The organism is Streptomyces sp. NPDC090119 (assembly GCF_044747085.1).
Classification (GTDB): domain Bacteria; phylum Actinomycetota; class Actinomycetes; order Streptomycetales; family Streptomycetaceae; genus Streptomyces.
The window spans coordinates 33,908-58,953 of the sequence record NZ_JBIVDK010000001.1 but is presented as its reverse complement, the minus strand read 5'-3'; the positions used below and the strand labels follow the sequence as shown (position 1 = coordinate 58,953).

Annotated in this window: 24 protein-coding genes; 11 read left to right on the top strand and 13 right to left on the bottom strand. The window is 71.6% G+C overall.

From position 1 onward, the window contains the following. The first annotated feature begins 95 nt into the window (after positions 1 to 95). Positions 96 to 1,319 carry a trypsin-like serine peptidase gene (locus ACIPPM_RS00245; protein WP_401441676.1) on the top strand — a complete coding sequence of 408 codons (1,224 nt, stop codon included), beginning with the start codon at positions 96 to 98 and terminating at the stop codon, positions 1,317 to 1,319. 74 nt (positions 1,320 to 1,393) lie between these two features. On the opposite strand, the gene hflX is transcribed toward ACIPPM_RS00245, so the two are convergent. The 6 genes from hflX to miaA all read right to left on the bottom strand — a co-directional run bounded on the left by hflX (position 1,394) and on the right by miaA (position 9,615). After that, positions 1,394 to 2,887, bottom strand: coding sequence for a GTPase HflX (hflX, locus tag ACIPPM_RS00240; RefSeq protein ID WP_401441675.1), 1,494 nt, complete (start codon positions 2,885 to 2,887; stop codon positions 1,394 to 1,396). 190 nt (positions 2,888 to 3,077) lie between these two features. Next, complete coding sequence (locus ACIPPM_RS00235) at positions 3,078 to 4,586, bottom strand: M1 family metallopeptidase (protein WP_401441674.1); 1,509 nt, start codon at positions 4,584 to 4,586, stop codon at positions 3,078 to 3,080. Between the two features lie 129 nt (positions 4,587 to 4,715). Further along, entirely contained in the window at positions 4,716 to 6,851 is a 2,136-nt protein-coding gene (locus tag ACIPPM_RS00230) for a RelA/SpoT family protein (RefSeq protein WP_401441673.1), read from the bottom strand. Between the two features lie 284 nt (positions 6,852 to 7,135). Beyond that, positions 7,136 to 8,017 (bottom strand): diaminopimelate epimerase, encoded by an 882-nt coding sequence (gene dapF, locus ACIPPM_RS00225; RefSeq protein WP_401441672.1) that lies wholly within the window; start codon positions 8,015 to 8,017, stop codon positions 7,136 to 7,138. A 51-nt stretch (positions 8,018 to 8,068) separates the two neighbouring features. Beyond that, complete coding sequence (locus ACIPPM_RS00220) at positions 8,069 to 8,569, bottom strand: hypothetical protein (RefSeq protein WP_401441671.1); 501 nt, start codon at positions 8,567 to 8,569, stop codon at positions 8,069 to 8,071. A 107-nt stretch (positions 8,570 to 8,676) separates the two neighbouring features. After that, a complete protein-coding gene (gene miaA / locus ACIPPM_RS00215; RefSeq protein ID WP_401441670.1) occupies positions 8,677 to 9,615 on the bottom strand; it encodes a tRNA (adenosine(37)-N6)-dimethylallyltransferase MiaA in 939 nt (312 codons plus the stop codon). 181 nt (positions 9,616 to 9,796) lie between these two features. Here miaA and ACIPPM_RS00210 point away from each other — a divergent pair, with 181 nt between their 5' ends. Then, positions 9,797 to 10,096: an antitoxin gene (locus tag ACIPPM_RS00210; RefSeq protein WP_401441669.1), complete on the top strand. Its 300-nt coding sequence runs from the start codon at positions 9,797 to 9,799 to the stop codon at positions 10,094 to 10,096. Here ACIPPM_RS00210 and ACIPPM_RS00205 read toward each other — a convergent pair. From ACIPPM_RS00205 to ACIPPM_RS00195, 3 genes are all read right to left on the bottom strand, one after another. Further along, positions 10,093 to 10,794 carry a class III extradiol dioxygenase subunit B-like domain-containing protein gene (locus ACIPPM_RS00205; RefSeq protein WP_401441668.1) on the bottom strand — a complete coding sequence of 234 codons (702 nt, stop codon included), beginning with the start codon at positions 10,792 to 10,794 and terminating at the stop codon, positions 10,093 to 10,095. The two genes, ACIPPM_RS00210 and ACIPPM_RS00205, sit on opposite strands and share 4 nt — an antisense overlap. Positions 10,795 to 10,853: 59 nt before the next feature. Further along, positions 10,854 to 12,380 (bottom strand): tRNA (N6-isopentenyl adenosine(37)-C2)-methylthiotransferase MiaB, encoded by a 1,527-nt coding sequence (gene miaB / locus ACIPPM_RS00200; protein ID WP_401441667.1) that lies wholly within the window; start codon positions 12,378 to 12,380, stop codon positions 10,854 to 10,856. Positions 12,381 to 12,458: 78 nt separating this feature from the next. Then, positions 12,459 to 12,863, bottom strand: a complete 405-nt coding sequence (locus ACIPPM_RS00195; protein ID WP_393592544.1) for a MazG nucleotide pyrophosphohydrolase domain-containing protein — start codon at positions 12,861 to 12,863, stop codon at positions 12,459 to 12,461. 121 nt (positions 12,864 to 12,984) lie between these two features. Between ACIPPM_RS00195 and ACIPPM_RS00190 the strand changes: the two genes are divergently transcribed. Next, on the top strand, positions 12,985 to 14,001 hold the full coding sequence (locus tag ACIPPM_RS00190) for a TAXI family TRAP transporter solute-binding subunit (protein ID WP_401441666.1): 1,017 nt from the start codon (positions 12,985 to 12,987) through the stop codon (positions 13,999 to 14,001). Here the strand turns inward: ACIPPM_RS00190 and ACIPPM_RS00185 are convergent. Both ACIPPM_RS00185 and ACIPPM_RS00180 read right to left on the bottom strand, forming a co-directional pair. Further along, entirely contained in the window at positions 13,980 to 15,413 is a 1,434-nt protein-coding gene (locus ACIPPM_RS00185) for an ATP-binding protein (protein WP_401441665.1), read from the bottom strand. The genes ACIPPM_RS00190 and ACIPPM_RS00185 overlap by 22 nt on opposite strands. A gap of 9 nt (positions 15,414 to 15,422) precedes the next feature. Then, positions 15,423 to 16,112: a response regulator transcription factor gene (locus tag ACIPPM_RS00180; RefSeq protein WP_401441664.1), complete on the bottom strand. Its 690-nt coding sequence runs from the start codon at positions 16,110 to 16,112 to the stop codon at positions 15,423 to 15,425. Between the two features lie 292 nt (positions 16,113 to 16,404). Here ACIPPM_RS00180 and ACIPPM_RS00175 point away from each other — a divergent pair, with 292 nt between their 5' ends. The 8 genes from ACIPPM_RS00175 to ACIPPM_RS00140 all read left to right on the top strand — a co-directional run bounded on the left by ACIPPM_RS00175 (position 16,405) and on the right by ACIPPM_RS00140 (position 22,873). Then, the gene (locus ACIPPM_RS00175) at positions 16,405 to 17,181 is read left to right on the top strand and encodes an amino acid ABC transporter ATP-binding protein (RefSeq protein WP_161191257.1); all 777 of its coding nucleotides are present in this window, start codon (positions 16,405 to 16,407) and stop codon (positions 17,179 to 17,181) included. Between the two features lie 142 nt (positions 17,182 to 17,323). Then, a complete protein-coding gene (locus ACIPPM_RS00170) occupies positions 17,324 to 18,154 on the top strand; it encodes a glutamate ABC transporter substrate-binding protein (RefSeq protein ID WP_401441663.1) in 831 nt (276 codons plus the stop codon). A 130-nt stretch (positions 18,155 to 18,284) separates the two neighbouring features. Continuing rightward, positions 18,285 to 18,950, top strand: coding sequence for an amino acid ABC transporter permease (locus tag ACIPPM_RS00165; protein WP_401441662.1), 666 nt, complete (start codon positions 18,285 to 18,287; stop codon positions 18,948 to 18,950). Beyond that, the gene (locus ACIPPM_RS00160) at positions 18,947 to 19,849 is read left to right on the top strand and encodes an amino acid ABC transporter permease (RefSeq protein WP_401441661.1); all 903 of its coding nucleotides are present in this window, start codon (positions 18,947 to 18,949) and stop codon (positions 19,847 to 19,849) included. Before ACIPPM_RS00165 ends, ACIPPM_RS00160 begins: the two co-directional genes overlap by 4 nt. Before the next feature lie 234 nt (positions 19,850 to 20,083). Further along, a complete protein-coding gene (locus tag ACIPPM_RS00155; RefSeq protein WP_401444090.1) occupies positions 20,084 to 21,703 on the top strand; it encodes an FAD-dependent monooxygenase in 1,620 nt (539 codons plus the stop codon). Positions 21,704 to 21,819: 116 nt separating this feature from the next. After that, a complete protein-coding gene (locus ACIPPM_RS00150; RefSeq protein WP_311314449.1) occupies positions 21,820 to 21,867 on the top strand; it encodes a hypothetical protein in 48 nt (15 codons plus the stop codon). A gap of 65 nt (positions 21,868 to 21,932) precedes the next feature. Continuing rightward, a complete protein-coding gene (locus tag ACIPPM_RS00145) occupies positions 21,933 to 22,463 on the top strand; it encodes a cysteine dioxygenase (RefSeq protein ID WP_401441660.1) in 531 nt (176 codons plus the stop codon). Further along, positions 22,454 to 22,873, top strand: coding sequence for a rhodanese-like domain-containing protein (locus tag ACIPPM_RS00140; RefSeq protein ID WP_401444087.1), 420 nt, complete (start codon positions 22,454 to 22,456; stop codon positions 22,871 to 22,873). Before ACIPPM_RS00145 ends, ACIPPM_RS00140 begins: the two co-directional genes overlap by 10 nt. 75 nt (positions 22,874 to 22,948) lie before the next feature. On the opposite strand, the gene recX is transcribed toward ACIPPM_RS00140, so the two are convergent. Beyond that, positions 22,949 to 23,761: a recombination regulator RecX gene (recX, locus tag ACIPPM_RS00135; protein ID WP_401441659.1), complete on the bottom strand. Its 813-nt coding sequence runs from the start codon at positions 23,759 to 23,761 to the stop codon at positions 22,949 to 22,951. A gap of 3 nt (positions 23,762 to 23,764) precedes the next feature. Then, on the bottom strand, positions 23,765 to 24,901 hold the full coding sequence (gene recA / locus ACIPPM_RS00130; protein WP_401441658.1) for a recombinase RecA: 1,137 nt from the start codon (positions 24,899 to 24,901) through the stop codon (positions 23,765 to 23,767). Positions 24,902 to 25,046 lie beyond the last annotated feature (145 nt).

The window sequence follows — 25,046 nt, the reverse complement described above, 5'->3', positions numbered from 1 at the left end:
CGGTGGGCCGGGGAACCGGGCCCGATTCACGACGAGTTGGGCGCCGGTGCCGGGCCGCAGCGCCAAGTTCCGTCACGACAGGGAGAGTCACCACCATGCGATCCATACGGCCGTCGTCCACCGCTCGCCGAGGAAGAGGTGCGCCCCGCGGAACCTCCCGCGTGCTGGCGGCCGTCGCCCTCGCCTCCGCGCTGGCGCTGACCGCCACCGCGTGCGGCGGAGACGGTGACGACGAGGCGGGCGGCGGCTCGTCCGCCACCGCGCGGGGCTCGGACGGGAAGGTCCGGGTCCCGCAGGACCTCCAGGACAAGCTCCGCCAGCACGGCATCGACATGGACAAGTGGAAGAACGGCGCCTGGAAGAACTGGGACCGGGACGACTGGCTGCGCGAGGCCAACGACTTCATCAACCCGATCATCAGCGGTCTGTGGGACAAGGACCGGATGCGGGGCGCCGACGATCCGGCCAAGAGCGTCGGCGACGACGACCTCTCCGGCGACCAGGGCGTGACCGACCCCGAGCCGCAGCCGGTGCAGGCCAAGGCGGTCCGCCCGCCGTACCACTCCAACGCGGCCACCTCGGGCAAGGTGTTCTTCGACTCCCCCAAGGGCACCATGGTCTGCTCGGCCACGGTGGTCGAGGACCCGGCGCATCCGGGCAAGTCCAACCTGATCTGGACGGCCGGTCACTGCGTGCACGCGGGCAAGAACGGCGGCTGGTACCGCAACATCGCCTTCGCGCCGTCGTACAACAACGAGAGCCTGTCCTCCTCGGAGATGGAGGGCGCCTCCCGTGAGAAGGTCGCGCCCTACGGTGTCTGGTGGGCGGACGCCGCCAAGACCTCGCAGCAGTGGATCGACGGGGGCGGCGAGACGGGCGGCAACGGTGCCTCGTACGACTTCGCGGTGATCCATGTGACGCCGGAGCAGGGCAACGGGGGCAAGTCGCTGGAGGAGACGGTCGGCGGCGCGCTGCCGGTGGACTTCGCCGCTCCCGCCGCGACCGAGGTGAGCACGGTCACCGCGAGCGGCTACCCGGCGGCGAAGCCGTACAACGGCCAGCTGCTCTACCAGTGCGAGGACAAGCCGGGACGGCTGTCGATCGCCAAGGCGGACCCGACGATGTACCGCATCGGCTGCACCATGACCGGCGGTTCCTCCGGCGGTGGCTGGGTGGAGCAGGGCGCGGACGGCAAGCCCACGCTGGTCTCCAACACCTCGATCGGCCCCGCCTCCTCGGGCTGGCTGGCAGGCCCCCGGCTCGGTGAGGTGGCCAAGGGCGTGTACGACTCGGTGAGCGCGAAGTTCGCGGACAAGTAGCCGCACCCATGACGAAGGCCCGCCGCCCCACGAGGGGACGGCGGGGCCTTTTCGCGCTCCGGTGGAACCGCCGGTCAGGCGGTCGCGGCCGGGGTGTACGGGGCCAGGTCGGCCGCCAGCTCCGCGTGCACCCGGACCTTGATCAGGGTGCCCTCGGCGGTGTGCTCCTCGGAGAGCACCTCGCCCTCGGTGTGGGCGCGGGCGACCAGCTTGCCCTGCGTGTACGGCACGAGCGCCTCGATCTCGACCGAGGGGCGGGGCAGCTCCTCGTCGATCAGGGCGAGCAGCTCCTCCAGGCCCTGGCCGGTGCGTGCCGAGACGGCGATGGACCGCTTCTCGACCCGCAGCAGCCGCTGGAGGACCAGCGGGTCGGCCGCGTCCGCCTTGTTGATCACGACGATCTCGGGCACGTCGGTCGCACCGACCTCCCGGATCACCTCGCGCACGGCGGCGAGCTGCTCCTCCGGGACGGGGTGCGATCCGTCCACCACGTGCAGGATGAGGTCGGAGTCGCCGACCTCCTCCATGGTGGAGCGGAACGCCTCGACCAGGTGGTGCGGCAGGTGCCGGACGAAGCCCACGGTGTCGGCCAGCGTGTACAGCCAGCCGCTCGGGGTCTCCGCGCGGCGGACGGTGGGGTCGAGGGTGGCGAACAGGGCGTTCTCCACCAGGACCCCCGCGCCCGTGAGGCGGTTGAGCAGGGAGGACTTGCCCGCGTTGGTGTAACCGGCGATGGCGACGGAGGGCACCTTGTTGCGGCGGCGCTCCTGGCGCTTGATCTCGCGGCCGGTCTTCATCTCCGCGATCTCCCGGCGCATCTTCGCCATCTTCTCGCGGATACGGCGCCGGTCCGTCTCGATCTTGGTCTCACCGGGACCACGCGTGGCCAGGCCACCGCGGCCGCCACCCATCTGCCGGGACAGCGACTGACCCCAGCCGCGCAGCCTCGGCAGCATGTACTGCATCTGCGCGAGCGCGACCTGCGCCTTGCCCTCCCGGGACTTGGCGTGCTGGGCGAAGATGTCGAGGATCAGGGCCGTACGGTCGATGACCTTGACCTTGACGACGTCCTCGAGCTGGATCAGCTGGCCGGGGCTGAGCTCACCGTCGCAGATCACGGTGTCCGCGCCGGTCTCCAGCACCACGTCGCGCAGCTCCAGGGCCTTGCCGGAGCCGATGTAGGTGGCCGCGTCGGGCTTGTCGCGGCGTTGGATCACGCCGTCGAGCACCATGGCGCCCGCCGTCTCCGCGAGGGCGGCCAGCTCCGCGAGGGAGTTGTCCGCGTCCTTGGCGGTGCCGGTGGTCCACACTCCGACGAGTACGACCCGCTCCAGGCGGAGCTGGCGGTACTCGACCTCGGTGACGTCCTCCAGCTCGGTGGACAGCCCCGCCACGCGGCGCAGGGCCGCGCGCTCGGAGCGGTCGAACTGGTCGCCGTCACGCTCGCCGTCGATGTCGTGCTTCCAGGCGACGTCCTCTTCCATCAGGGCATCGGCCCGAAGACCTTCGGGGTGGGCGTGCGCGAGGCGCTTGGCGTCCTGTGAAGGGGAAGAAGAGGAGGAGGTCATTGGTTCCTTACGTCGAGGGGAGGACCGGTCCGGCGGTCGTGCGACCGGGAGGTCGGCGAGGGACCGGTGTTCATCAAGGACAACGTGCGCGTGCCCCGAGAGATTCCCGTGCGCCGCGCCGCGCCGACCGGAAGATGGTCGCACGGCGCCGAGCACCGCGTCATCGGGTTATCGCCCGGGCACCGGGGGGTCAGCTCTTCTTGGCCGGGCCTGCGGGCGCGGGGGGCGGGACCTGCTTCCAGTCCGGGTGGCCGGGCATGGGCGGGGTCTTCTCGCCGTACAGCCAGTCCTGGAAGAAGCCGGTCAGGTCGCGGCCGCCGATCGCGGAGGCGAGGCGGACGAAGTCGGCGGTGCCGACGCTGGTGTCACGGTTCTCCTGGACCCACACCTTCTCCAGCCGTTCGAAGGCGGCCTTGCCGATCTCCTCGCGCAGGGCGAAGAGCACCAGGGCGGCGCCGTCGTAGATGTTGGGGCGGAAGATGCCGATCTTCTGGCCGGGGGCGGGCGGCTTGGGCTTGGCGGGCGGTCCCCCGGCGGCGCGCCAGCGGTCGGAGGCTCCGTAGGCGGCCTTCATGCGGTCCTTCAGGGGGTGGTCCCCCTTCTCCTCCGCGTAGAGGGCCTCGTACCAGGTGGCGTGGCCCTCGTTCAGCCAGACGTCGGACCAGGTGCGGGGGCTGACGCTGTCGCCGAACCACTGGTGGGACAGCTCGTGGACCATGACCGACTCGATGTACCACTTGGGGTAGGCGGGCTCGGTGAAGATGTCCTTCTCGAACAGGGACAGGGTCTGCGTCTCCAGCTCGAACCCGGTGCTGGCCTGCGCCATCAGCACGCCGTAGGTCTCGAACGGGTACGGGCCGATCTTGCTCTCCATCCAGGAGATCTGGTCCGGCGTCTTGGCCAGCCAGGGCTCCAGCTCCTTCTTGTCGGCGGCGGGCACCACGTCCCGCAGCGGGAGCCCGTGCGGGCCCGCGCGGTGCACGACGGCGGAGTGGCCGATGGACACCTGGGCGAGTTCGGTGGCCATGGGGTGCTGGGAGCGGTAGCTCCAGGTGGTGGAGCCGCCGTTCTTGACCGTGCCGGTCGGCAGGCCGTTGGCGACGGCCGTGTAGCCGTTCGGGGCGGTGACGTGGAAGGTGAACATCGCCTTGTCGGACGGATGGTCGTTGCATGGGAAGACGAGGTGGGCGGCGTCGGCCTGGTTGGCCATGGCGAGCCCGTCGGTGGTCTGTACCCAGCCGCCGTCCTGGTCGTCGGCGGGGCGGGGGTCGCTGGTGTGCCGCACGGTGATCCGGGTGACGCTGCCGAGCGGCAGGGCGTGGTCCGGGGTGACGACGAGGTCCTCGCCCGCGCCGGCGAAGGCGGCTTTGCGGCCGTCGACCTCGACGGACTCGACGGTGCCGTGCGCGAAGTCGAGGTTGATCCGCCGCAGGGAGCTGGTGAGCCGGGCGTCGATGGTGGTGACGGCCTTGAGCGGCTTGTCGTTGGCGCCTGAGTAATTGAAGGCGAGGTCGTACGCGGCCACGTCGTAGCCGGGGTTTCCCAGCTCCGGGAAGATCCGGTCGCCGACGCCCAGCGGTTCGGCGGGGGCTCCGGCGGCGACGAGACAGACCGTGACGGCCGAGGCGAGCAGGGCCGCCTTCGGACGCCGGAGGAACCGGGGTGCGGGGTGCGGGCGCGTGGGGCGAGTGAGCAGCATGCCCCACCGCTACCAGCGCGTCGCCGCCCGGTGGTGACGGCGCGCGACGGGCCCACCCGATCGAGTCGGGTCGGCGGCGGTCCGGCGCCGGGTCCAGGTCCGGGTCCGGGTCCGGGTCCGGGCCGACGGTCAGGCGGCGGGCGCCTGGACCCGGCTCACGTCGTACACGCCCGGCACGTCGCGCATCGCGCGCATCAGGGCGGGCAGCTCGGCGGCGTCGGGGAGCTGGAGGGTGTAGGTGTGGCGGACGCGCTGCTGGTTGGGGGACTCCACGGTGGCGGAGACGATCTCGGCGCCCTCCAGCGCGATCGCCTCGGTGAGGTCGGCGAGCAGATGGGGACGGCTGAACGATTCGGCGACCAGGGTGACCCGGCACGCGGCGGTGTCCCCCCAGCGCACGGCGATCTCCGCGCGCCCCCCGTTCTTCATCTCGTCGACCATGGAGCACTCCACCCGGTGCACGGTCACCGCTCCCCCACGCACGGCGAAGCCGACGATGTCGTCGGGTGGCACCGGTGTACAGCAGCCGCCGAGGCGTACCGGGCCGCCGGGCTCGTCCAGCAGGACGTCCGCGCCCCGGGGGCGCGCGGCGGGGGCGCTGTTGGCCGGGCGGGTCCCACCGGCGCCTTCGGTGGTGTCGGCGGTGTCCGAGGGGCGGGCGTCGGCGCCGGGGTGGGCCGCCAGCCAGCGCTGGATGGCGATGCGCGCGGCCGGGGTGTGGGCGTGCTCCAGCCATTCGCGGGAGGGTTCGGAGGCCGGGTCCTGGCCCATGAGGAGCTGGACGGTGTCGCCGTCGCGCAGGACGGTGCCGAGGGCGGCCAGGCGGCCGTTGACGCGGGCGCCGATGCAGGCGTGGGCGTCCTCCCCGTACTGCGCGTAGGCGGCGTCCACGCAGGTGGCGCCCTCGGGCAGGCCCAGGGTGCCGCCGTCGGGCCGGACCACGGTGATCTCCCGGTCCTGGGCGAGGTCGTCGCGCAGGGTGGACCAGAAGGTGTCGGGGTCGGGGGCGCCGCGCTGCCAGTCGAGGAGGCGGGAGAGCCAGCCGGGGCGGGTGGGGTCGGCGCGTTCGCCGTCGAGGCCGGTGATCTGCTCCTCGGCGGGCGGGGTGTACGGGTTGCCGAGGGCGATCACGCCCGCCTCGGCGGCCTGGTGCATGCGGTGGGTGCGGATGAGGACTTCGACGACCTGGCCGTCCGGGCGGGCCACGGCGGTGTGCAGCGACTGGTAGAGATTGAACTTCGGTACGGCGATGAAGTCCTTGAACTCCGAGACGACCGGCGTCAGGCAGGTGTGCAGCTCACCGAGGACGGCGTAGCAGTCCGCGTCGTCGTTCACGAGCACCAGCAGGCGCCCGAAGTCGGTGCCGCGCAGCGGGCCGCGTTTGCGGCTGACGCGGTGGACGGAGACGGAGTGGCGGGGCCGGATGAGGACTTCGGCCGGGATGTCGGCCTCGCGCAGCACGGCGCGCACCTCGTCGGCGACCTCGGCGAGGGGGTCCTCACGGGCGGCGTTCTCGGCGATGAGTTCGCTGGTGCGGGCGTACTCCTCGGGGAGGAGGATGGCGAAGACGAGGTCCTCCAGCTCGGTCTTCAGGGCCTGCACTCCGAGGCGTTCGGCGAGCGGGATGAGGACGTCGTGGGTGACCTTGGCGATCCGCGCCTGTTTCTCGGGACGCATCACGCCGAGGGTGCGCATGTTGTGCAGCCGGTCGGCGAGCTTGATCGACATCACGCGTACGTCGTTGCCGGTGGCGACGAGCATCTTGCGGAAGGTCTCCGGCTCGGCGGCGGCGCCGTAGTCGACCTTCTCCAGCTTGGTGACGCCGTCGACGAGATAGCGGACCTCCTCCCCGAACTCCTTCCCGACCTGGTCGAGCGTCACCTCGGTGTCCTCGACGGTGTCGTGCAGGAGGGAGGCGGTCAGGGTGGTGGTCTCGGCGCCCAGCTCGGCGAGGATCAGGGTCACGGCGAGGGGGTGGGTGATGTACGGCTCGCCGCTCTTGCGCATCTGGCCGCGGTGGGAGGACTCGGCCAGGAGGTAGGCGCGGCGCAGGGGGTCGAGGTCGGCGTCGGGGTGGTGGGCGCGGTGGGCCTCGGCGACGTGCCCGATGGCGTCGGGCAGCTTGCTCCGGACGGCGGGGCCGAGCAGCGCGGCCCGGCCGAGCCTGCGCAAGTCGATCCGCGGCCGGGACTTCCTGCGGGCCACCGTGGGGGCCGCGGGCGCGACCGGGCCTGGGGTCGCAGGGTTCGTGGCCTCCGCACTCATGGGCACCTCCGGCTCGTGGACCGGCGGACGGGGCCCGAGGGGCATACGCGGCTCAGGGTTGGCGACGTTCCCCCGTCCGTGCCGGTGCTTGATGCTATCGAGCCCATCACGTGCTACCGACCGCCTCTCGGCCACCGTGAAACGGATCACCCATTCGAGCGACGGGACGGAGGTTTAGAGTTTGCGCCACGTGCCCTCCAGTCGGCCGCGGTTTCGAACGGCCTCGCTGTCGCAGAACGGCTGGTCCCCGGCTTCCGGGGCCGCCGGGGTACGGTCCCGCCAGGTCAGCGGGCCGCCTTTTCCAGCCACTCGCCGTCGATCTCGCCCTCGGCGACGATCACGGCGGGACCCGTCATCTCGATCTCACCGTCCGGACGCTCGGTGATGACCAGCCGCCCGCCGGGCACGTCCACGACGTACGTCGCCGGGGTGCCGGTGACGGCCGGGTCGGCGCCGTCGCGCCGGGCGGCGGCCACCGCGACGGCGCACGCGCCGGTGCCGCACGACCGGGTCTCGCCGGAGCCGCGCTCGTGCACGCGCAGGGCGACGTGGCCGGGGGCGCGGTCGACGACGAACTCCACGTTGACGCCGTCCGGGTAGACACCCTCCGGGCCGACCGGCGGCGCGGTGTAGAGGTCACCGGCGTGGGCGAGGTCGTCCACGAAGGCGACGGCGTGCGGGTTGCCCATGTTCACGTTCCGCGCGGGCCAGCTCCGCTCCCCGACCTCGACCGTGACCTCGCCCTCGGGCAGGCGGGCCCGGCCCATGCCGACGGTGACGTCTCCGACGCCGGAGTCGTCCTTGGCGATGTGGACCCGCTTCACGCCGCCGCGGGTGGCGATGGTGAGGTCACCTTCGCCCACATGTCCGGCGTGCTGGAGGTAGCGCGCGAACACACGCACTCCGTTGCCGCACATCTCGGCGACCGAGCCGTCCCCGTTGCGGTAGTCCATGAACCACTCGGCCTCGCCTGCCATGTCGCGGGCCTCGGGGTGCGCGGCGGAGCGCACCACGTGCAGCACCCCGTCGCCGCCGATACCGGCCCGGCGGTCGCAGAGCGCGGCGACGGCGGCGGGCGTCAGGTCCAGGGCGTTCTCGGGGTCGGGCACGATCACGAAGTCGTTCTCGGTGCCGTGACCCTTGAGGAATGCGATCCGCGTGCTCATCCCTCGATCGTACGGGGTGAGCCGCACACCGTCCGAGGGCAGCCGGGGGCGTCAGCGCAGGCGGGCGACCCGCCATACGGCGAGCACGACGACGACGGCCACGAGCAGGGCGTAGCTGAGGGCGACGCGCCAGTCGGCCCGGCGGCCGGAGCCGCGCGGGGGCAGGCCCGGCCAGGTGTAGCCGACGCGGCGGGCGGCCATCATGCCCCAGCCCGCGGCGCAGGAGCAGATCAGCAGGCCCAGCATGGCGATGACCGCGCCGCTGTCGCCGAAGTCGAAGGCGAGCGGGAAGGCGAACATCAGCGAGCCGAGCGCGGCCAGGCCCACGATGGGCGCCAGCTGCCAGATGCGCAGCCGCCGCTGGGGGCGCAGTTCGACCTCGACCTCGGGCCCGCCCGCGAACATCTCCTCGGGCGTCGGTCCGTCGGCGGTGACCACGACAGGGAGGTCGTCCGGTCCGTCGTCGGTCAGGCGGTCCTCGACGCCGGGCTCGTCACTGTCGGTGGTGACGTGCTCGGTGCCCGCTGCGGTGTCACGAGGGCTGGCCTCCATCGCCACGCGCCCTCCCAACTAGGACTTCACTGGTCGATCGAAGCTCGATGATGGCACGGCGCCGGAGGCCGGGTTGACCCGTGGCGCATCCCGATGCCAGGACGTGATCAGGCTGTGACCGGTCGTTCGACCAATGTCAACGCACGCCCCGGAAGTTCCCCGCGGTCGGCCACGGCACCGCTGAGCCAGTGGACCCTGGGGTCGCGCCGGAACCAGGTGTCCTGGCGGCGCGCGAAGCGCTTGGTGGAGCGCACGGTCTCCGCGCGCGCCTCGTCCTCGGAGCACTCGCCGGCGAGCGCGTTGAGCACCTGCTGGTAGCCGAGCGCACGCGACGCGGTACGCCCCTCGCGCAGCCCCTGGGCCTCCAGCGCGCGCACCTCGTCGACCAGTCCGGCCTCCCACATGCGGTCGACGCGGGACGCGATGCGCTCGTCCAGCTCGGGGCGGGCGACGTCGACGCCGATCTGGAGGGTGTCGTAGACCGAGTCGTGGCCGGGGAGGTTGGCGGTGAAGGGGCGTCCGGTGATCTCGATGACCTCCAGGGCGCGGACGATGCGGCGGCCGTTGCTGGGGAGGATGGCGCGGCCCGCGTCGGGGTCGGCGGCGGCCAGGCGCGCGTGCAGGGCGCCGGGGCCGCGCAGGGCCAGCTCGTCCTCCAGGCGGGCCCTGACCTCGGGGTCGGTGCCGGGGAACTCCAGATTGTCGACGGCGCCGCGTACGTACAGTCCGGAGCCGCCGACCAGGATCGGCCAGCGGCCCTCGGCGAGCAGGGCGTCGATGCGGGCGCGGGCCAGCTTCTGGTACTCGGCGACGGAGGCGGCGACCGTCACGTCCCAGATGTCGAGGAGGTGATGCGGGATGCCGCCGCGTTCCTCGGGGGTGAGCTTCGCGGTGCCGATGTCCATGCCCCGGTAGAGCTGCATCGAGTCGGCGTTGATGACCTCGCCGCCGAGCTGCTGGGCCAGGAAGACGCCGAGGTCGGACTTTCCGGCCGCGGTGGGGCCGACGACGGCGATGACACGGGGGGCGGGGGATGCACTGCTCACCGCACCAGTCTCGCAAACGTCGCGGCCCCGCAGGTCGCCGACGGGGAATGCCGGGCTCCTGGGGGACGGGTGTGACGGGTGCGGTCCGGGTAAGCGCGTGGTGTGACGCCTACCGGGGAGGGGTAACGTCCCCCACAAGCGGCGCATTCACGCGCATTTGGGTTGTTCCGGAAGGTGGATCATGGGTCTGTTCGACAATCTGAAGGCCGCGATCGGCCCGGCCAAGGACAAGGTGACGGACCTGGCCCGGCAGCACGGCGACAAGGTGCAGGACGGGATCGACAAGGCCGCGCACGTGGTCGACGAGCGGACCAAGGGCAAGTACACCGACAAGATCCACGCCGGTACGGACAAGGCGAAGGAGGCGGTGGACCGCCTCGGCCAGGAGGGCCGCAAGCCGGGTGAGGGCGGCCCGCAGACGCCCCAGAGCCCGCCGCAGACGCCGTCGCAGACCCCGCCCCAGACTCCGCCGACGAGCTAGCTCCAGGTGGCCACGGCGTAGCCCACGCCGTACGGCGCCTCGTCGTACAGCAGCGTGCCGTCGAGGCCCGCGCCCCCGGCCGCGGCGGCGAGCACCTGCCAGGGGGCACGGCCGGACGCCTGGAGTTCGCGGGCGAGTTCGGTGTCGAGTGCGGCGAGGGCCGCCAGGTCGGCGGTGCCCAGGGCGCGTGCGGCCTCGGCGTCGAAGGGGGCCGCGCGTTCGTCGAGGTAGCCGGGGGCCTTGAGGGTGCGGCAGGCGCTGCCGTCGCCCATCACCAGCAGGGCGACCCGGTCGTCGCCGCCGCCGAGCTGCGCGCCGAGTCGGGCGCACTGGTCGGCGGGGAGCGCCGTGTCCACGGCCACGCCCTCGACCGGTACGTCCGCCCGGTCGCTCCTCTCCAGCAGCCATGCGGCGACGGCCAGGGAAGCGGGCAGTTCCGGGCCGGGTGCGTCTCCTGGGCCGAGCGTCACATCGAGGTCGACGCCGAAGCCCCGGAACGAGCCCCGAGCGCCCTGCGAGTAGCGCCCGCCGTGCTCGGCGGGGCCGATGACCAGCAGACGGCCGGGGCGGGCGGCGGCGAGGACACCGAGCGCGTCCGCGCAGGCGGCTCGAGCGGCGTCCAGTTCGGGCGCGGCGCCCGAGGCGACCTCGGGGACGAGCAGCGGGGGGCAGGGGCAGACGGCGACCGCGACAAGCATGATCGGCAGCGTAACCCGCCTCACCGGGGGCCCGGGCCACCGGTGAGGCTCGGGACTAACTAGTCGCAGCCGCAGCCGGTCGTGGCGGCCGGCAGCGGCGCGGGGACGCCGATCTTCGGCAGGCCGAGCATGACGCCGGCCTTCTCGACGGCCTCGGCGGCGTTGCGCTTCTCCCAGGCGTCGCCCGCGCGCGTGCGGCGCACGGCGAGGACGGGGCCCTCGGCGAGCAGGTGGTGCGGGGCGGCGTAGGTGATCTCGACGGTGACCACGTCGCCGGGCCGCACCTCCTCGTCCGGCTTGGTGAAGTGCACGAGGCGGTTGTCGGGGGCGCGGCCGGACAGGCGGTGGGTGGCGCCGTCCTTGCGGCCCTCGCCCTCGGCGACCATCAGGTCCAGGGTGCGGCCGACCTGCTTCTTGTTCTCGTCCCAGGAGATCTCGTCCTGGAGGGCGACGAGGCGCTCGTAGCGGGCCTGCACGACCTCCTTGGGGATCTGGTCGTCCATGGTCGCGGCCGGGGTGCCGGGGCGCTTGGAGTACTGGAAGGTGAACGCCTGGGCGAACCGGGCCTCGCGGACCACGTGCATGGTCTGCTCGAAGTCCTCCTCGGTCTCACCGGGGAAGCCCACGATGATGTCGGTGGTGATGGCCGCGTGCGGAATGGCGGCGCGGACCTTCTCGATGATGCCGAGGTAGCGCTCCTGTCGGTAGGAGCGGCGCATCGCCTTCAGGACGGTGTCCGAGCCGGACTGGAGCGGCATGTGCAGCTGCGGCATCGCGTTCGGCGTCTCGGCCATGGCGGCGATCACGTCGTCGGTGAAGTCACGCGGGTGCGGGGAGGTGAAGCGGACGCGCTCCAGGCCCTCGATCTTCCCGCAGGCCCGCAGCAGCTTGCTGAACGCCTCGCGGTCGCCGATGTCGGAGCCGTAGGCGTTGACGTTCTGCCCGAGCAGGGTGATCTCGCTGACGCCCTCCGCGACCAGCGCCTCGATCTCGGCGAGGATGTCGCCGGTCCGGCGGTCCTTCTCCTTGCCGCGCAGCGCCGGGACGATGCAGAAGGTGCAGGTGTTGTTGCAGCCGACGGAGATCGACACCCAGGCCGCGTACGCGCTCTCGCGCCGGGTCGGCAGGGTGGAGGGGAACGCCTCCAGCGACTCGGCGATCTCGACCTGCGCCTCCTCCTGGACGCGGGCGCGCTCCAGCAGCACGGGCAGCTTGCCGATGTTGTGCGTGCCGAAGACGACGTCCACCCAGGGCGCCCGCTTCACGATGGTGTCGCGGTCCTTCTGCGCGAGGCAGCCGCCGACCGCGATCTGCATACCGGGGCGGGACGCCTTGCGGGGCGCGAGACGGCCGAGGTTGCCGTAGAGCCGGTTGTCGGCGTTCTCGCGGACGGCGCAGGTGTTGAACACGACCACATCGGCATCGCCGTCCGACCCCTCAGGCGCCCGCACATAGCCGGCGTCCTCGAGCAGCCCGGACAATCGCTCGGAGTCGTGGACGTTCATCTGGCACCCGTAGGTGCGCACCTCGTACGTCTTGGCTTCTCGAACGTCCACTGCCGGGCTCCGGTCGCTGCTGATGGTCATGGGTCAAGGGTAGGCGGTCCCCGGAGGCCGTCCGTCCCCGCTCCGGGCGGCCCGTGACCGGGGACACGGCGGGGCCGGTCAGCGCTCGGCGGGGGTCCAGCCCTGGCGGCGCAGGACGGCCGAGACGTCGGGGGCGCGGTAGTGGTCGCCCTTGAGCACCTTGCCGTCCTCGCGGCGGGCGATCTCGCCGTCCGGGCCGACCTTGCTCATGTTGGCGCGGTGGATCTCGGCGATCACCTCGTCGAGGTCGATGCCGTGGACGAGCGCGGTGCCGTAGGCCACGTACACCACGTCCGCCAGTTCCTGCGCGAGGTGGTCGAGCGGGCCGGTGACCGACACCTCGGCCACTTCGGCGGCCTCCTCGGCGAGCAGTTCCCCCCGGTGCGCGGCCAGTTCGGCACCGATCTCGGTGGGTATGGTGCGGGCGTCGAGACCGAAGGCGCGGTGGAACTCGCTGACGAGGCGGGCGGGAGAATTGCTCATGCGGCGACTCTAACGGCCGCCTCCGACACCCCCGCCGGTTGTCCACAGGCGACCGGAGCTCCGCCTGTCCGGTTGTCCACAGGCCTGGTCGCACCGCTTCCGGCCTGGCAGGATCGCCCGCATGTCCAAGGTGTTCCCGTTCGCCGAGATCTCCGCCCGGCTGCCCGGCCGGCGCCGCGTGCTGTGGGCGTCGGGCGCGGGAGTCGTGGTGCTCGGCCTGCTGCTGTGGTGGCTGGCGCCGCTCGGTGAGAAGCCGCCGAGCGGGACGATCGTGTTCAGCACGGGCGGCACCCGCGGGGTGTACGAGGAGTACGGCCGCCGTCTGCGCAACGAGTTGGCGAAGGACATGCCCGGTCTGACGGTCAAGCTGACCAGCAGCGCCGGTTCGCAGGAGAACGTGCAGCGGGTGGCGGCCGGGAAGGCGGACTTCACCATCGCGGCGGCCGACGCGGTGCAGACGTACGAGCAGGCGCACCCGGCCGAGCACCGGCTGCGCGGGGTGGCCCGGCTCTACGACGACTATGTGCAGCTCATCGTGGCGCCCGGCTCCCCGATCGACAGCGTCGCCGACCTCCGTGGCAAGCGGGTGGCCACGGGCCTGCCGAACTCCGGTGTGCGGCTGATAGCGAACGGCGTGCTGAAGGCCGCCGGGATCGATCCGGACAAGGACGTCGTCCCGGTGTCCGCGGGGATCGACACCGGCCCGGACATGCTGGCGCACCACGACATCGACGCGTTCTTCTGGTCCGGCGGCCTGCCCACCGGCGGGCTCACTGAGCTGGCGGACAAGTCGGGGTTCCGGTTCATACCGATAGAGGGGAAGCTCGTCTCCGAGTTGCACGCCGAGGGAGAGGCGGCGCGCTACTACCGGCCCACCAACATGCCCGAGTCCGCGTATCCGCGGGTGCAGCACGGCTCTACGGTGGCCACCATCGCGGTGTCCAACCTCCTGATGACCCGCGCCGACCTCGACCCGAGGCTCACGGAGTGGATCACTCGCATCGTGATCAAGAGCCGGGACGAGATAGGCAAGCACGTGCACTCCGCGCAGCGGGTGGATCTGCGCACCGCCATCTACACCGACCCGCTCCCCCTGCACACCGGGGCCCGGCGCTACTACCGGTCGGTCAAGCCCTGACGCGGGCCGGGCGCGGCGGCCTGCCGAGGCAGGGTGACGGTGACCCGCAGTCCCTCGGGGTCGTGGTGGCCGTAGGAGATCGTGCAGTCCGTCGCGGCCAGCAGGGCGCGGGTGATGGACAGGCCCAGCCCTGAGCCCTTGATGTTCTGGTGGCGTCCGCTGCGCCAGAACCGGTCGCCCACGCGCTCGAGTTCGTCGTCGGTCAGGCCCGGCCCGGTGTCGGTGACCTGGACGGTGGTGGTGTCACCGGCTGAGAAGACACCGACCTCGACGGTGCCGTGCTCGGGGGTGAACTTGACGGCGTTGTCGATGATCGCGTCCAGCGCGCTGGACAGGTAGATCGCGTCGGCCCAGGCGGTCGTGGGCGGACAGTCGCCCACCAGGCGCACGCCCTTGGCTTCGGCGGTCGGCGTCCAGGCGGCGACCCGTTCCGCCGCGAGCGCGCCGATGTCGGTCAGCCGGGCCTCGGTCTCGGCGTGCTCGGCCAGCGCCAGGTCGAGCAGGTCGTCCAGCACCTGGGCCAGCCGCTTGCCCTCGGTGCGCACCGAGGCGATCTCCGCGTTGCCCTCGGGCAGTTCGAGGGAGAGCAGTTCGATCCGGAGCAGCAGTGCCGAGAGGGGGTTGCGCAACTGATGGGAGGCGTCCGCGACAAAGGCCCGCTGCTGCTCCAGCACGTCCTCGACGTTGTCCGCCATCTCGTTGAACGACCGGGCCAGACGCCGCAGTTCGGGCGGTCCGCCGCCGACCGCGACGCGGGACTTCAGGCGGCCGGTGGCGATGTCGTGGGTGGTGGCGTCCAGGACGCGGACCGGCCGCAGTACCCAGCCGGTCAGCCGGAGGGCCGCGCCGACCGCGAGCAGCATCGCGGTGATCTCACCGGCCGCGATCAGTGCCCAGCCGCGCAGGACGCGCCACCGCATCTCCTCGGTGGGCGAGTCGGTGACGACGACCGCGACCACGTCCCCGTCCCGGATCACGGGTGAGGCGACCACGAGCCGGGACCGCTGCCAGGGCCACACCTGGCCGGGGTCGTGGCTGCGGCGGCTGAGCAGCGCCTCCTCGAAGGCGGCCCTGACCACCCCCTCCTGCGGTACGAGCCAGTCGCCGGGGGCGTTGACCATGGCGGAGCGGTCGCTGTAGAAGACACCGGCACGAATGCCGTAGACGTCGTGGTAGCTCTCCAGTTCGCGGTAGAGGGTCTGGAGGCGCTCGTCCGGGGCGGTGGAACGGCTGCCGCTCGGGGTGTCGGTGACGAACTGGGCGAGCGCGGCGAAGCGCGCGGTGTCGTCTATCCGGTCCACGATGACGCGTTGCTGCTCGGCCGCGGCCACGCTGACGGCGAGCGGCACACCGAGGGCGAGGAGCACGGCCGCCATCAGGACGATGAGCAGCGGCAGCAGCCGAGTGCGCACCCGGCCCCGCTATCCGGCCGGGGCGACGAGCCGGTAGCCGACCCCGCGCACGGTCTCGATGAGCGCGGGCATGCGCAGCTTGGCGCGCAGCGACGCCACATGCACCTCCAGCGTGCGCCCGGTCCCTTCCCAACTGGTGCGCCACACCTCGCTGATGATCTGTTCCCGCCGGAAGACCACGCCGGGCCGCTGGGCGAGCAGCGCGAGCAGGTCGAACTCCTTGCGGGTCAGCGGGACGGTGGCCCCGGCCACGCTCACCTGCCGGGTGGGCAGTTCGATGCGCACCGTGCCGACCAGCAGGGCGGAGCTGTCGTCGCCGGTCACGGCGTCCTCGGGGACGGTACGGCGGCTGACGGCGTGTATCCGGGCGAGGAGTTCGCCGGTGTCGTACGGCTTCACCACGTAGTCGTCCGCGCCCAGGTTGAGCCCGTGGATGCGGGAGCGGATGTCGGAGCGGGCGGTGACCATGATGACCGGGGTGCCGGTGCGCTTGCGGATCTTGCCGCAGACCTCGTAGCCGTCCTGGTCGGGCAGACCGAGGTCGAGCAGGATCACGCCGAAGCCGGGGCCTTCGGGGACGAGCGCCTGGAGGGCCTCCTCGCCGCTGCGGGCGTGGGTGACGTCGAAGCCGTGCCGGGCGAGGATCGCGGAGAGGGCCGCGGCGACGTGGTTGTCGTCCTCGACGAGCAGCAGTCTCATCCCGGCCCCCTTCGGTTCAGCGGTCGTACGGTCTGGGTTCTCCCAGGGCGCGTACCGGTGGTGCGCGCGTGTGCACCATGCAGTGACGCCGATGAAGGACGACGCAGTCAAGAGCGTTCCGGTTGCCCGTGGCTTCCGTTATCCGGCCGATACGCGCAGAGAAGGCAAGTGCTACGACACGTGTCCGATTGCTATCGGATCGTGATGCTCAGATTCACCTCAGATGTGGTGACGTCGGCCGGGAGTCGTCACTACTGTCCTCCGAAACCGAGGAGGACGGAGCCCGAGAGCGATGACCGAAGTAGCGGTGGCCAAGGAAGACGTGGCCGCGTCCGACGACCTGGTCGTCCTGAAGAGCGTCAACAAGCACTTCGGCGCGTTGCATGTGCTCCAGGAGATCGACCTGACGATCGGCCGCGGTGAGGTCGTCGTGGTCATCGGCCCGTCCGGGTCCGGCAAGTCGACCCTGTGCCGCACCATCAACCGCCTGGAGACGATCGACTCCGGCAGCATCACCATCGACGGCAAGCCGCTGCCCCAGGAGGGCAAGGCGCTGGCCCGGCTGCGGGCGGACGTCGGGATGGTGTTCCAGTCCTTCAACCTCTTCGCGCACAAGACCGTGCTCGAGAACGTGATGCTGGGCCAGCTCAAGGTCCGCAGGACCGACAAGAAGAAGGCCGAGGAGCAGGCGCGCGCCCTGCTCGACCGGGTCGGCGTCGGCAGCCAGGCCGACAAGTACCCGGCGCAGCTGTCCGGCGGCCAGCAGCAGCGCGTCGCCATCGCGCGGGCACTGGCGATGGGTCCGAAGGTGATGCTCTTCGACGAGCCCACCTCGGCCCTCGACCCCGAGATGATCAACGAGGTCCTGGAGGTCATGCAGCAGCTGGCCCGCGAGGGCATGACGATGGTCGTCGTCACCCACGAGATGGGCTTCGCCCGCTCGGCCGCGAACCGCGTGGTCTTCATGGCGGACGGCCGGATCATCGAACAGGCCGCCCCCGAGCAGTTCTTCAGCAATCCGCGCAGCGACCGGGCCAAGGACTTCCTGTCCAAGATCCTGCACCACTGAGCCGCGTACCGGGCTCCCGCGCCGACCGCGCACACCGAGCCGTCCGGGTCTCCGGGCGGCCCGGAGCCGTCCACGCGGCAGCCCGCGTCCTCGCGCTCTTCTCGACTTCGCTCCGTCACGCATCACGCAAAGGATGTCCACCATGAAGCTCCGCAAGGTCACCGCCGCCTCCGCCGTCGTGCTCGCCCTCGCCGTGTCCGTCACCGCGTGCGGCGGCGACAAGAAGGACGACGCCTCGGGCGGCAAGAAGATCAAGATCGGCATCAAGTTCGACCAGCCGGGTCTCGGTCTGCAGAAGCCGGACGGTTCCTTCGCCGGTTTCGACGTGGACGTGGCCACCTACGTCGCCAAGCAGCTCGGCTACCAGCCGAACCAGATCGAGTGGGTCCAGACCAAGAGCGCCGACCGCGAGAACGCCCTGGCGCGCGGCGACGTCAAGTTCATCGCGGCCACCTACTCCATCACCGACGAGCGCAAGCAGAAGGTGGACTTCGCCGGTCCGTACCTGCTGGCCCACCAGGACCTGCTGGTGAAGAAGGGCTCCGACATCACCAAGGGCACGGACCTCAACAGCAAGAAGCTGTGTTCCGTGACCGGTTCCACCTCGGCGCAGAACGTCAAGAAGACGATCGCCCCGAAGGCCGACCTGCGCCCGCTGTCCGGCTACTCGGAGTGCGTCGCCGGTCTGCAGAGCGGCGCCGTCGACGCGCTGACCACGGACGACTCGATCCTCGCGGGCTTCGCCGCGCAGGACAAGTACAAGGGCCAGTTCCAGCTCGCGGGTCTGAAGCTCAGCAACGAGAACTACGGCATCGGCGTCAAGAAGGGCGACTCCGCGACCGTCGACAAGATCAACAAGGCGCTGGAGAAGATGGTCGCCGACAAGTCGTGGGACAAGGCCGTGAAGGACAACTTCGGCCCGGCCAACTACAAGAACGAGGCCGCCCCGAAGATCGGCGACATCGTCAAGTAGTCCCGGCACCACGACGCGAGGACCGGGCGGGCTCCGCACGGTCCACGGCCCGCGCCGCCGTCCACCGCTTCCCGGACGGCGGCGCGCCCCGACCAACCCGTAGGCCACACACCCGGAAGCGCGGGAGAACGTGTTCGACTTTCTTGAAGGCTACGACGTCCTGGGGGCGTTCTGGACGACGGTGCAGCTCACCGTCTTCTCCGGCGTCGGCTCCCTCGTCTGGGGCATCCTGCTGGCCGGCATGCGGGTCAGTCCTGTCCCGCTGATGCGCGGGTTCGGCACCGCCTACGTCAACATCGTGCGGAACATCCCGCTGACGATCATCATCCTGTTCACCTCGCTCGGTCTCGCCGACATCTTCGGCGTCACCATGGGCGCCAAGGACTTCGCGGCCCAGGGCTTCCGGCTCGCGGTGCTCGGACTGGTCGCCTACACGGCGGCGTTCGTGTGCGAGGCCATCCGCTCCGGCATCAACACGGTGCCGCTGGGCCAGGCGGAGGCGGCCCGGGCCATCGGGCTGAGCTTCACCCAGACGCTGCGGCTGATCGTGCTGCCGCAGGCGTTCCGCGCGGTCATCGGCCCGCTGGCCAACGTCCTGATCGCGCTGACCAAGAACACCACGGTGGCGGCCGCCATCGGCGTGGCCGAAGCCGCCACCCTGATGAAGACGATGATCGAGAACGAGGCCCAGACCGTGGCCATCGGCGCCGTCTTCGCCCTCGGCTTCGTGGTACTGACCCTGCCGACCGGCCTCTTCCTGGGCTGGCTCGGCAAGCGACTGGCGGTGAAGCGATGAGTTCCGTCCTCTACGACACGCCCGGCCCCCGCGCCCGGGTGCGCAATGTCGTCCTCTCGGTCGTCTTCTTCGCCCTGCTCGGCCTGCTGCTGTGGTGGGCCGTGATGAAGCTGGACGACAAGGGCCAGTTGGCGTGGACGCTGTGGAAGCCCTTCACCACGGGCGCGGCGTGGACCACCTACCTGCTGCCCGGCCTCGGCAACACCCTGAAGGCGGCCGCGCTGTCCATGATCATCGCGCTGCCCCTGGGCGCGATATTCGGCATAGCCCGGCTGTCGGACCACCGCTGGGTACGCGTACCGGCGGGCGTGGTCGTGGAGTTCTTCCGCGCCATCCCGGTGCTGCTGCTGATGCTGTTCGCCGCTGAGTTCTACGTCCGCTCCACCGACATCCCCAGCGACGCGCGCCCCATGTACGCCGTCATCACCGGCCTGGTGCTGTACAACGCCTCGGTGCTCGCCGAGATCGTCCGGGCGGGCATCCTCTCGCTGCCGAAGGGGCAGACCGAGGCCGCGTACGCCATAGGTCTGCGCAAGGGCCAGACGATGGCGGGCATCCTGCTGCCGCAGGCCGTCACCGCGATGCTCCCGGCCATCGTCAGCCAGCTCGTGGTGATCGTGAAGGACACGGCGCTCGGCGGCGTCATGCTCCAGTTCACCGACCTGCTCAACGCCCGCAGCACCCTGGCGGCCAACTACGCCAACGTCATCCAGAGCTTCTTCGTGGTGGCGATCCTCTACATCGTGCTGAACTTCCTGCTCACCTCCTTCGCCTCCTGGCTGGAGGGCCGACTGCGTCGCAGCACGCGCGGCACCGGGGCGGTCCTCGGAGCCGGCACGGCCCATGAGCTGAACGCGGGTGCGGCAGGCGGCTCGGCGCAGATCGGCACCCCCGCCTGACGCCCGCTCAGACGAGCCTCCGGGGGGCCGGAACGGCGTGCACGCGCCGCTCCGGCCCCCCATTGCGGTCCGGGGCCGGGTGCCCGATCCTGGAGGGGTGATCGCCACGGGCCTCGGTCACTTGACGCATACTCTGCCAATGGGTTGCATACGTTCTGTGATCGTGCACCCCGCTTCACCTTCCTGTTCCCGCGTGTTCGTCGAGGCATCGTCATGGGCAGGGGGCGCCACACCGTGGACCCGGTGATCATCGTCGGAGCGGGGCCCGTCGGGCTCACGCTCGCCCTGGCGCTGGCACGCCAGGAGGTGCCGTCCGTCGTCCTCGACGAGACCAGCGGCAAGGACGAGCCCCGGCCGGCGCGCACGGTCGTCCTGCGCGAGGACACCGCGGCGCTTCTGGCGCGGCTGACCGGCATCCACGCCGGTGACCTGGGGCTGCGCTGGACCGGCTGGCGGTCGCTGCGGCGCAGGCAGGTGGTGAACGAGATCGCCTTCGCGGCGGACGACCCCGCGCCGCTCCACATCGAACAGCACGTCCTCGGCGCCGCCCTGCGCGCGGTCGCCGATGCCGAACCGCTCGTCGAGATCGCCCTGGACAGCCGTCTCGACGCCGTCGAGCAGGAGCGCGCCGGTGTCACCGCGCACACCCGCGGCCCGCAGGGGACCTGGTGGCGGGGCAGTCATCTGGTCGGCTGCGACGGCCCCCGCTCCACGGTCCGCAAGCTCCTGGACATCCGTTTCCCCGGCCGGACCTCGGTGGAGCGGCACGCGGTCGCCACCCTGCGCGTCGAACTCCCGTGGGAAGGGCGGGCGTTGCTGCACCGGACGCCCCCGTGGCGGTCGTCCGGGCATCCCTCCGGCGAGGTCACCGCGCGGCCGCTCCCGGACAGCACCTGGCGCCTGGACTGGCTGATGCCGCCCGGCAAGGACCTGATCACACCCGAGTTCCTGGTCAGCAACGTCCGCAAGACCCTCATGGGCTGGACCGGGGGCGCGGTCCCGGCCTACGACCTCCTCGACACCGGCGTGCACTCCGTCCACCACCGGCTGGCCCGCCGCTGGCGCTCCGGCCGGGTGTTCCTCGCCGGGGACGCCGCCCATCTGCTGGGCGCGCTCGGCACCCAGGGTCTGGACGAGGGGCTGCGGGACGCCGACAACCTCGCCTGGAAGCTGGCCGTCGTCTGGCACCACGGCTCGCACGAGGCGCTGCTCGACAGCTACCAGGTCGAACGGCGCGCGGTGGTCGCCGCCCGGCTGCGCGCCGCCGACCAACTGCTGCCGGTACTGCGCGGCACGGGCGGACTGCGCGACTACGTGCCCGGCGCGACCCGGAACCAGGACACGCTGATGACGGACGGTCACCTGGGGCGCGGGGCGCTCGGCGAGCCGGGGGCGTACGCGGGCTCGCCGCTCGCGCCCCGGTACCTGGAGGGCGAGATCCCGGTCGACACCGAGCCGGGCGCCCCGGTGGCCGACGTGCGGGTCACCGCCGAGGACGGCTCCTTCGTCCGGCTGCGCGACCGGCTGGGCCGGGGCGCGCTGCTCGTCGTCCTGATCGCACCGGGTACGGGGGTGTGGGACCGCAAGCACTGGATGTCCGCCGGGGTCATGCCCCGGCTGGCGGCCGCTGTGACCGCGCTGCCGCATCGGGCGGAGCTGCTGGTCGCGGAGAGCTATCCGGGCGCCCCGGCGCACAGTGTGCTGCTGATCCGTCCGGACGGTCATCTGGTCACCGCGCTCAGCGGGGTCCGGCCCGCCGATCTGTACGCGGCGGCGGAGGCAGCGCTCGGCGGCGCGGTGCCGCTGGAGGACGCCCCGAAGGAGGAGGCGGAGGCCGGTTCGGCGGTTCGCTGACCTCGGGTCCGGCCCCTCCCTGTCCACATGATGACGACCGATTGACCGGAGTGCGGCGGCATGCTGTACTCCGGATCGTGACCGACACCCCTGTGCGCCTGTGGCGGAGGGTCCATATGGACCTGCTCCGCTACGCGGGCTGCGTGTGTCGCCCGTCCTGCTGAATTCGCATCCCCTTTCCGGGCGCCGTCGCGCGCCCGTTCGGCGAACCCTCTTCAGGACGGTGCACGTGTCTGTCTCCCCCCTCACCTCCCCCACCGCCGCTTCGGCCCCCAGTCAGGCCGAACTGCTCGACTTCGTCCGGCGCGCCGCCGCCGACACGGAACTGATCGCCTCCCTCCCACTCGACCCCGAGGGCCGCACCTGGCTCCGGCTGGCGGGGCCGGGCGGCAGCGAGGCGTGGCTGATCGGCTGGCCACCCGGCACCGGTACGGGCTGGCACGACCACGCCGACTCGGTCGGCGCCTTCCTCACCGCTTCGGGCGAGCTGCGCGAGAACTCGCTGGCCGCCCGGCTGCCCACGGACGGCTGGCGGACCCTCGAACTCACCGAGGACGTCGACCGCGAACGCCGTCTCGGCGCCGGTCAGGGCCGTGCGTTCGGCCGACACCATGTGCACGAGGTGTACAACGACTCCCCCGACCGGCACGCCGTCTCCGTCCACGCCTACTACCCGCCGCTGCCGCGCATCCGCCGCTACAGCCGCAGCGGCCAGGTGCTCCGGCTGGAGCAGGTCGAGCGGCCGGAGGACTGGCAGTGAGCGGCGACGGCGACGCGCTCCGCCCGGTCGGGATCGACGAACTGCTGGACCGGGTCCGCTCCGGCTACCGGCGCGTCGAGGCACGAGCGGCGCACGAGGCGGCGGCCGACGGTCACGCCCTGCTGGTCGACATCCGGTACGCGGCCCTGCGGGAGCGGGACGGACTGATCCCCGGCGCCCTGGTGATCGAGCGCAACGAACTGGAGTGGCGGCTCGATCCACAGGGCAGCCACCGGGTACCGGAGGCCACCGGGCACGATCTGCGGGTCGTGATCATCTGCAACGAGGGCTACGCGTCCAGCCTGGCGGCGGCGTCCCTGCACCAGCTGGGCCTGCGCCGCGCCACCGACCTGGTGGGCGGCTTCCAGGCATGGCGCGCGGCGGGGTTGCCGGTGGAGTCGGTGGTGTGAGGAGCCCGAGGAGTGCGTCCGCTCGGGGCTCGGCGCCCTGAGCGGACCTTCGTGAGCGGCCCTCAGCAACCGCCTTCAGAAACCGTCCTCGGCGAGGAACTCCGTGTCCTCGCCCTCTTCCTCCAGCGCCTGGCGGACGACGCGGAGCGCCATGCCCTCGGGATACCCCTTGCGGGCGAGCATCCCGGCAAGACGGCGGAGCCGCTTGTCGCGATCGAGTCCACGAGTGGCTCTCAGTTTGCGGTCCACCAGCTCGCGGGCGGTCGCTTCCTCCTGCTCGGAGTCGAGCTGCCCCACGGCCTCGTCGATCAGTGCCGAGTCGACGCCCTTGGTGCGCAGTTCTCGGGCGAGGGCGCGGCGGGCCAGCCCCCGGCCGTGGTGCCGCGACTCCACCCAGGCGTCCGCGAAGGCGCTGTCGTTGATGAGTCCGACCTCCTCGAACCGCGACAGCACCTCCTCGGCGACCTCGTCCGGGATCTCCCGCTTGCGCAGGGCGTCCGCGAGCTGCTTGCGGGTGCGCGGGGTCCCGGTGAGCAGACGCAGACAGATGTTCCGCGCCTTCTCGGCCGGGTCCGTGTCCCGTGCCGTGGAGGACACCCCTGGCTCGGCCCTCGACGAGCTGGGGGTGTCCTCGTCCGTGCCGCCCGGCTCCCCGAAGCCGCGCCGCCGACGGCCGCGCCGGGAGGAGCCGCCCCCGTGGGACCCCTCCGAGCGTGCGCCGCCCCACCCGGCCCGGCGGGGCGCCGGGTGGTCGTCCTCATGTCCGTCCGCGTATCCGTCCGCGCCGTCGCCGGGCGCGGCGGTGGCCTGGTCGCGCCCGATGCCCCTCCCCCGTGGGGCACCGGGCGCGGAGTCGTCGTACTCGGCCCAGTCGGTTCGTCGCGTCACGGGTCAGCTCTTGGCTGCGGCGGCCTTGGGCTTGGTGGCCTTGGCCGGGGCGGGGGCCGCCTTGGCGTCCGTGGCCTTGGCGTCGGCACCCGCGGGGGTGACCGCGGCGGCGTCCGCGCCCGGCTCGGCGGCGGGGTCCTCGGGACGCACGCCGACGCCCAGCTTCTCCTTGATCTTCTTCTCGATCTCGTTGGCGAGGTCGGGGTTGTCCTTGAGGAAGTTGCGGGCGTTCTCCTTGCCCTGGCCGAGCTGGTCGCCCTCGTACGTGTACCAGGCACCGGCCTTGCGGACGAAGCCGTGCTCCACGCCCATGTCGATCAGACCGCCCTCGCGGCTGATGCCCTGGCCGTAGAGGATGTCGAACTCGGCCTGCTTGAAGGGCGGGGCGACCTTGTTCTTGACGACCTTGCAGCGGGTGCGGTTGCCGACCGCGTCCGTGCCGTCCTTCAGGGTCTCGATACGGCGGATGTCGATACGCACCGAGGCGTAGAACTTCAGCGCGCGGCCACCGGTGGTGGTCTCCGGCGAGCCGAACATGACGCCGATCTTTTCGCGGAGCTGGTTGATGAAGATCGCGGTCGTCTTGGACTGGTTGAGCGCGCTGGTGATCTTCCGCAGGGCCTGGCTCATCAGGCGGGCCTGGAGACCCACGTGACTGTCGCCCATCTCGCCCTCGATCTCCGCGCGCGGGACGAGCGCGGCGACGGAGTCGATGACGATGAGGTCGAGAGCGCCGGAGCGGACCAGCATGTCCACGATCTCCAGCGCCTGCTCGCCGTTGTCCGGCTGGGAGAGGATCAGGTTGTCGATGTCGACACCGAGCTTCTTCGCGTACTCGGGGTCGAGGGCGTGCTCGGCGTCGACGAAGGCGACCTGGCCGCCGGCCTTCTGCGCGTTGGCCACGGCGTGCAGGGTGAGGGTCGTCTTACCGGAGGACTCCGGGCCGTAGACCTCCACGACGCGGCCGCGCGGCAGACCGCCGACACCGAGAGCCACGTCCAGGGCGGTCGAGCCGGTCGGGATGACCTCGATGGGCTCCATCGAGCGGTCGCCCATGCGCATCACGGCGCCCTTGCCGAATTGTCGTTCAATCTGTGCGAGTGCGGCGTCGAGCGCCTTCTCGCGGTCGGTTCCTACCATGGGTTCCACCCGGTTTGCTTGAGTCGATCGCTTCACGTCAAAGACGCTAACGCCTGCCACTGACAATGCGCCCCGACGTCGGCCCGGCCTGTGGATAACCGAGGGACATTCCTACCTGAACCGCATCGAAATCCCCGCCGTCGGC